Origin of the sequence: Pseudoalteromonas luteoviolacea NCIMB 1942 (genome assembly GCF_001625595.1) — a bacterium.
Lineage (GTDB): Bacteria > Pseudomonadota > Gammaproteobacteria > Enterobacterales > Alteromonadaceae > Pseudoalteromonas > Pseudoalteromonas luteoviolacea_A.
This window is the reverse complement of record NZ_AUXT01000098.1, coordinates 1-771: the sequence shown is the minus strand read 5'-3', so window position 1 is coordinate 771 and position 771 is coordinate 1. Positions and strand designations below refer to the sequence as shown.

Below are 771 nucleotides of genomic sequence, written 5' to 3'. Positions count from 1 at the left end.
CTGTTTAGAAACTTGTTTAGTACTGTGGTAAATTAAAGTGGGTGTCAACGCAAATTCAGATAGAGATAGCCACAAAAGCTTTTACAGGGCTTATGTAAGCTCCGTCGGGAGAAGTGGAAAGGCAAGCTTGAGCTTGTATAATGCACCAGCAGCAAGGAAAGAGGCTTGGCCACTTACCAGAACTGCCTTTGATAATGCGAATTCATGTTTGGTAGGAGGGTGTCGATGAGATATTTGATTGGGGTGCTTGTGTTATTGTCAACACTAGCTTGCGCTGATAGCGGCAATAGTGGGGAGCTTGTAGCTTTTTCCAAGTTACCAACTCATGAGGAAGCGAGTGTTGCAAAAGGTATTTCGCTAAGAGGGTTCTTTTTTCTTGATAAGGGAGAGCTTCTTTTCTGCTCTACTATGGAGTCATGCTATAGCAGAGGAAAAGAAAGGGTTATAGTGAAAGCCTCTGGCGAGATTAAGGAGTACCTGAAAGGGGTTAGCGAATGCCACATGGAGTTATCAGGAGAATATCATGCCCTAAGTCATGAGCAATCAAATTGGCCAATGCTTGGGCACCTGTATGTTAATGACAAACCGAAATTTGATTTTAGCTCAAGGTACAGCCTGATTAACGGTAAATGCAAAGCCTTTAATGTTATGAATGGCAGTTAAGGTTGGTGGTATTTTGCTATCTGTATATTTGGGTGGCAAAATACCATCATCACAGCTTCGCACCAACTTCAGCATTACTAAAAATATAGATGACATATATGGACACTC

Annotated in this window: 1 protein-coding gene; it reads left to right on the top strand. The window is 41.9% G+C overall.

Annotation, left to right across the window (positions count from 1 at the left end; genetic code table 11):
- Positions 1-225 precede the first annotated feature (225 nt).
- On the top strand, positions 226-663 hold the full coding sequence (locus N482_RS05430) for a hypothetical protein (protein ID WP_063376100.1): 438 nt from the start codon (positions 226-228) through the stop codon (positions 661-663).
- Positions 664-771 lie beyond the last annotated feature (108 nt).

Coding starts and splice junctions, on each gene's coding strand:
- N482_RS05430 (WP_063376100.1), top strand. CDS start 226: ATGAGATATTTGATTGGGGTGCTTGTGTTATTGTCAACACTAGCTTGC.